6 protein-coding genes are annotated in these 4,223 nt (G+C 62.9%); 5 read left to right on the plus strand and 1 reads right to left on the minus strand.

The genetic code is table 11. The features are described from left to right. A partial coding sequence (locus tag Q0349_RS11255; protein WP_298081058.1) for a glycerate kinase occupies positions 1 to 341 on the plus strand: 341 nt, incomplete at its 5' end. 40 nt (positions 342 to 381) lie between these two features. On the opposite strand, the gene Q0349_RS11260 is transcribed toward Q0349_RS11255, so the two are convergent. Then, positions 382 to 879: an O-acetyl-ADP-ribose deacetylase gene (locus tag Q0349_RS11260; RefSeq protein WP_298081059.1), complete on the minus strand. Its 498-nt coding sequence runs from the start codon at positions 877 to 879 to the stop codon at positions 382 to 384. A gap of 68 nt (positions 880 to 947) precedes the next feature. Here Q0349_RS11260 and Q0349_RS11265 point away from each other — a divergent pair, with 68 nt between their 5' ends. The 4 genes from Q0349_RS11265 to Q0349_RS11280 all read left to right on the plus strand — a co-directional run bounded on the left by Q0349_RS11265 (position 948) and on the right by Q0349_RS11280 (position 4,210). After that, on the plus strand, positions 948 to 1,847 hold the full coding sequence (locus Q0349_RS11265; protein ID WP_298081060.1) for an HAD-IIA family hydrolase: 900 nt from the start codon (positions 948 to 950) through the stop codon (positions 1,845 to 1,847). Position 1,848: 1 nt separating this feature from the next. Then, positions 1,849 to 2,370 carry a hypothetical protein gene (locus tag Q0349_RS11270; protein ID WP_298081062.1) on the plus strand — a complete coding sequence of 174 codons (522 nt, stop codon included), beginning with the start codon at positions 1,849 to 1,851 and terminating at the stop codon, positions 2,368 to 2,370. 317 nt (positions 2,371 to 2,687) lie between these two features. Beyond that, the gene (locus Q0349_RS11275) at positions 2,688 to 3,644 is read left to right on the plus strand and encodes an alpha/beta hydrolase (RefSeq protein ID WP_298081063.1); all 957 of its coding nucleotides are present in this window, start codon (positions 2,688 to 2,690) and stop codon (positions 3,642 to 3,644) included. After that, a complete protein-coding gene (locus Q0349_RS11280) occupies positions 3,641 to 4,210 on the plus strand; it encodes a DUF4189 domain-containing protein (RefSeq protein WP_298081064.1) in 570 nt (189 codons plus the stop codon). The genes Q0349_RS11275 and Q0349_RS11280 overlap by 4 nt, the downstream gene beginning before the upstream one ends. Positions 4,211 to 4,223 lie beyond the last annotated feature (13 nt).

Raw genomic sequence — 4,223 nt, forward strand, 5'->3', positions numbered from 1 at the left:
AGGCGGCGGGGGTAGATGCCGCGCTGGCCAACGCCGACCTCGTCATCACCGGCGAAGGCCGCATCGACGGACAAACCCGCCTCGGCAAAGTGCCGCTCGGCGTACTGCGCCGTGCGCAAAAGCACAATGTGCCGGTGGTTGCCCTCGCGGGCGTACTCGGCGCGGGCGCGGAAACCTTGACCGACGCAGGCTTTGCCGCCATCTTCCCCTCCATCGCCGCCCTCGCCCCGCTCGAAGAAACCCTCGCCAAAGGCGGGGAAAACCTCGAACGCACCGCGCGACAAATCGCTGCCGTCCTCGCCCTCGGCGGGCGGTTGCAAACACCCGCGATTCTGCCGTAACCCATCCATAAAAAACCGGGCATCACGCCCGGTTTTTTCATCACAGCAAACGCCGGTACGTCTCCGCATCATCCGCGCTGAAGCAGCAGAAAATCACCCGCTTAATATGCGGACAATCTGGCAACGTCGCCCGCACCGTCTCCACCGCGATGCGCGCCGCCGCTGCCTTCGGATAACCAAAAACGCCGGTGCTAATCGCCGGAAAGGCAATGCTAGCAAGGCCGTGCGCCTCCGCCAGCCGCAGCGAGTTGGCATAAGCATTGGCAAGCTCGTCCGCCTCGCCCTCATCGCCGCCGCGCCACACCGGGCCGACGGTATGAATGACAAAACGCGCGGGCAGGCGGTAGCCGCGTGTCAGCTTCGCCTCGCCGACCGCACAACCACCGAGGGTGCGGCATTCCGCCAGGAGCTCCGCCCCTGCCGCGCGGTGAATGGCGCCATCGACGCCGCTGCCGCCAAGCAGGGTTTCATTGGCGGCATTGACAATGGCGTCCACCGCCAGCGTCGTAATATCGGCGGTCATGACTTCCAGCTTCATCGGCTTTCTCCAAATCAATCAAAGGGGACGCCATTATAATGCGACCCTTTCAACCGGAGACTCCCCCCATGCCCGCCCTCACCGCCTACCGCCAGTTGCAGGCCATCCGCGACCGCCTGCCCGCCTACCGCCCGCACCCGCGCGCGCCGCAACTGGCGGACAACATCCTCGCCCTCGCCGACCCTTACGACGTTTATTGGTTCGATGCCTTCGGTGTGCTCAACGTCGGGCCGCAACCCATCCCCGGCGCGATTGAGGCGGTCGCTGCCCTGCGCCAGCGCGGCAAACAGGTCTTCGTCCTCTCCAACGCCGCCAGCGTCAGCAAGCCGAACATGGTCAAGCGCTTCGCCGGGCTGGGCTTCGACTTCGCCGCTGATGAAATCGTCACCAGCCGCGACGCGGTGCTGGACGCGCTCGTCGCTTACCCGCGCGACTTCCTCTGGGGGCTGATTGGCCTTGACCACAGCCAGGAAGATCTCGACGCGCGCGGCGTGCGCTACCTGCACCAGAGCGCGGCGGATTTCCACGACGCGCCGGACGGCTACCTTTTCCTCGCCACCGCCCACTGGGACGACGCACAACAGCAGCGTTTCCTCGCCGCACTCACCGCGCGGCCGCGCCCGGTCATCCTCGGCAACCCCGACCTCATCGCGCCGATGCCGGAGCACACCTCGATTGAGCCGGGCAGCTACGTCCTCACCCTGCCCGACGAACACTTCGCCCACGTCCACGTCTGCGGCAAACCCTACCCCGCCATCTTTGAACACGCCGCGCGCCGCCTCGCGCATTTCGACCCGGCACGCACCCTGATGTGCGGCGACACCCTGCATACCGATATCTTGGGCGGCAACGCCTTCGGCGTGCGTACCGCGCTTTTGACCGCGCACGGCTTCTACCGCGACCTCGATTACCGCCACTACATCGGCGACAGCGGCATCGTCCCCGACCACATCCTGCCACGGCTGTGACATGACCCACCCCGACACCCTCGAAAAAGCCAAAATCCTTTTTGACATCGCGCAAACCGAATACCGCCACGAAATCGAGCGGCACAAGGCTGCCAGCGACCGCGCCGCGAAAATGGTCTCCTTTACCGGGCTGCTCTTTACCATCTTCTCCTTCCTCGTGGTGCGCGTCATGCTCGCCCCCGGCGCGGGCGGCTTTGCCTGGGCGGAATGGGCGGCGTATGCCATCAGCGCGGCGCTGACCGTCCTCATCATGTGGGCGATGCTGTCGCTGATGAACGCCATCCGCCGCGACATCCAGAGCGAAGGCGGCATCACCGCTGGACAATTCAGCCCTTTTGATGAAAACACCTACAGCGCCGCCGACGTTTACCGCGCGGGCAGCGCCGCCTACTGGCAGGCCGTTGACGCAAGCCGCCAGCACACCGCCACGCTGGCGCGCATCCTGCGCCGCACCGACCGCCTCATCCGGCTGTCGTTCATCCTGCTCGGCATCCTTGCCATCCTCCTTTTCTTGCTGACCTGAACCCCGGCGTACCATCCAACCATTACCGGAGACCAACCATGCAAACCTTCACCAGCAAACGTAGGGTGGGTCTTGACCCACCACAAAACAGGCTGATTGCGAACGGTGGGGCAAGCCCCACCCTACGACACGACACCTGCACCAACGTAGGTCGGCCATTCATGGCCGACATCAAAAAATGTCGGGCATAAATGCCCGACCTGCACGGCTGTAAAAACATCCACCCAAGCGGAGAACCCATGCACCGTACACTCATCACCGCCGCCCTCGCGGCCGCATTCACTTTTACCGCAACCGCAAAAACACAGGAGCAACCCATGACCTTCCCCACCGGCTACGCCAACTTTTATAAAAGCGACAAAGTCGCCATCCAGCCCGTCTGCTTCAAAAATCCCTACGGCATCGACATCGCGGGCAACCTCGTCCTGCCAAAAGACCACCACGGCAAGGCAAAAGCCATCATCATCGGCCACCCGCTCGGCGCGGTGAAAGAACAGGCATCCATGCTCTACGCGCAAGTGCTGGCGGAACAGGGCTTCGCCACCCTCGCCATTGACCTGCCGTTTTGGGGCGAAAGCGGCGGCAGCCCGCGCCAGGCGGTTGAACCGACCCTCTACGCCGACGCCTTCAACAGCGCCGTGGATTACCTCAATACCCGCGACGACATCGACCCCGCCAACATCGCCGTACTCGGCATTTGCGCCAGCGGCGGCTACGTGCTGGACGCGGCAAAAATTGACCCGCGCATCAAGGCTATCGCCACCGTGGCGATGGTCGATATGGGAACCGTCACGCGCGGGCTGCTGGCAGACGAAAAAATCGGCGCGGGCATCCTCAAACAGGCTGCCGAACAGCGCGTGATTGAAGCCAAAGGCGGCAAACCGGTCTATACCGGCGGCACCGTCACCGAGCTGAAAGACGACACCGACGCGATGCAGCGCGAGTTTTACGCCTTCTACCGCACCAAGCGCGGCGAGTTCACGCCCAAAGGCGCCGACCCGAAACACACCACCATGCCGACGCTCTCCAGCAACGTCAAATTCGCCAATTTCTACCCTTTGAACGACCTTGACCGCATCGCCCCGCGCCCGCTGCTGTTCATCACCGGCGACGCGGCGCAGTCCAAAATCTTCAGCGAAATGGCGTATCAGGCGGCGGGCGAGCCGAAAGAACTGCACTACGTCAAAGGCGCGAGCCACACCGATATGTACGACAACGCCGACAAAATCCCGTTTGCCAAACTGGTCGCGTTTTACCGGGAGCAGTTGCAATGACCCAGCACGCCACAATCCTGACACTCCTGCTGCTCCTCGCCAGCCCCGCCGCATTCGCCTGCACCCCCGGCGTTGGCGGTGGCCCTTGGGGCGACCCGCAGTGCATGGCGCCCATCATTCAACAAAATAGCCTTTATAACAACGGCAACAACACCTACGTCGAACCCGCACCGATGTACCTCCCGCCGCCGTCACCACCATCGCCGCCCCCGCAGCCCGTGCGCGAAAGCCGCTATGGCGCGTTTGCCATTTATCCCAATCTTGATGGTCTGTGGGACAGCCACAAAATGTTCGCGTCCGTCCACGGCATTCACTCAAAAGAAAGCGCCAGAAAAAAGGCGCTCAAGAAGTGCAAGCGCAAGAGCGGCCACTCCTGCCAAGTCTTTGACTATGCCGACCAATGCCTCAGCGTAACGACAGGACTCGATTCCGAAGGCCTGAAAATATACTCCGCCGTATCGCCGCAACCGGGACAGGCATCGCTGGATGCGATGCAGCAATGTATCGCCGCCCAGGCCAAAGAATGCGAGTTTGTCGTGCAGGAAGAATGCTCCCTGCCCGAATAACACCGGCACAACG

Source organism: uncultured Cardiobacterium sp. (genome assembly GCF_938028185.1).
Lineage (GTDB): Bacteria > Pseudomonadota > Gammaproteobacteria > Cardiobacteriales > Cardiobacteriaceae > Cardiobacterium.

What these genes read in the sequence shown, in the direction of transcription:
- Q0349_RS11260 (WP_298081059.1), bottom strand. Translation starts at nt 879, where the DNA reads ATGAAGCTGGAAGTCATGACCGCCGATATTACGACGCTGGCGGTGGAC.
- Q0349_RS11265 (WP_298081060.1), top strand. Translation starts at nt 948, where the DNA reads ATGCCCGCCCTCACCGCCTACCGCCAGTTGCAGGCCATCCGCGACCGC.
- Q0349_RS11280 (WP_298081064.1), top strand. Translation starts at nt 3,641, where the DNA reads ATGACCCAGCACGCCACAATCCTGACACTCCTGCTGCTCCTCGCCAGC.
- Q0349_RS11275 (WP_298081063.1), top strand. Translation starts at nt 2,688, where the DNA reads ATGACCTTCCCCACCGGCTACGCCAACTTTTATAAAAGCGACAAAGTC.
- Q0349_RS11270 (WP_298081062.1), top strand. Translation starts at nt 1,849, where the DNA reads ATGACCCACCCCGACACCCTCGAAAAAGCCAAAATCCTTTTTGACATC.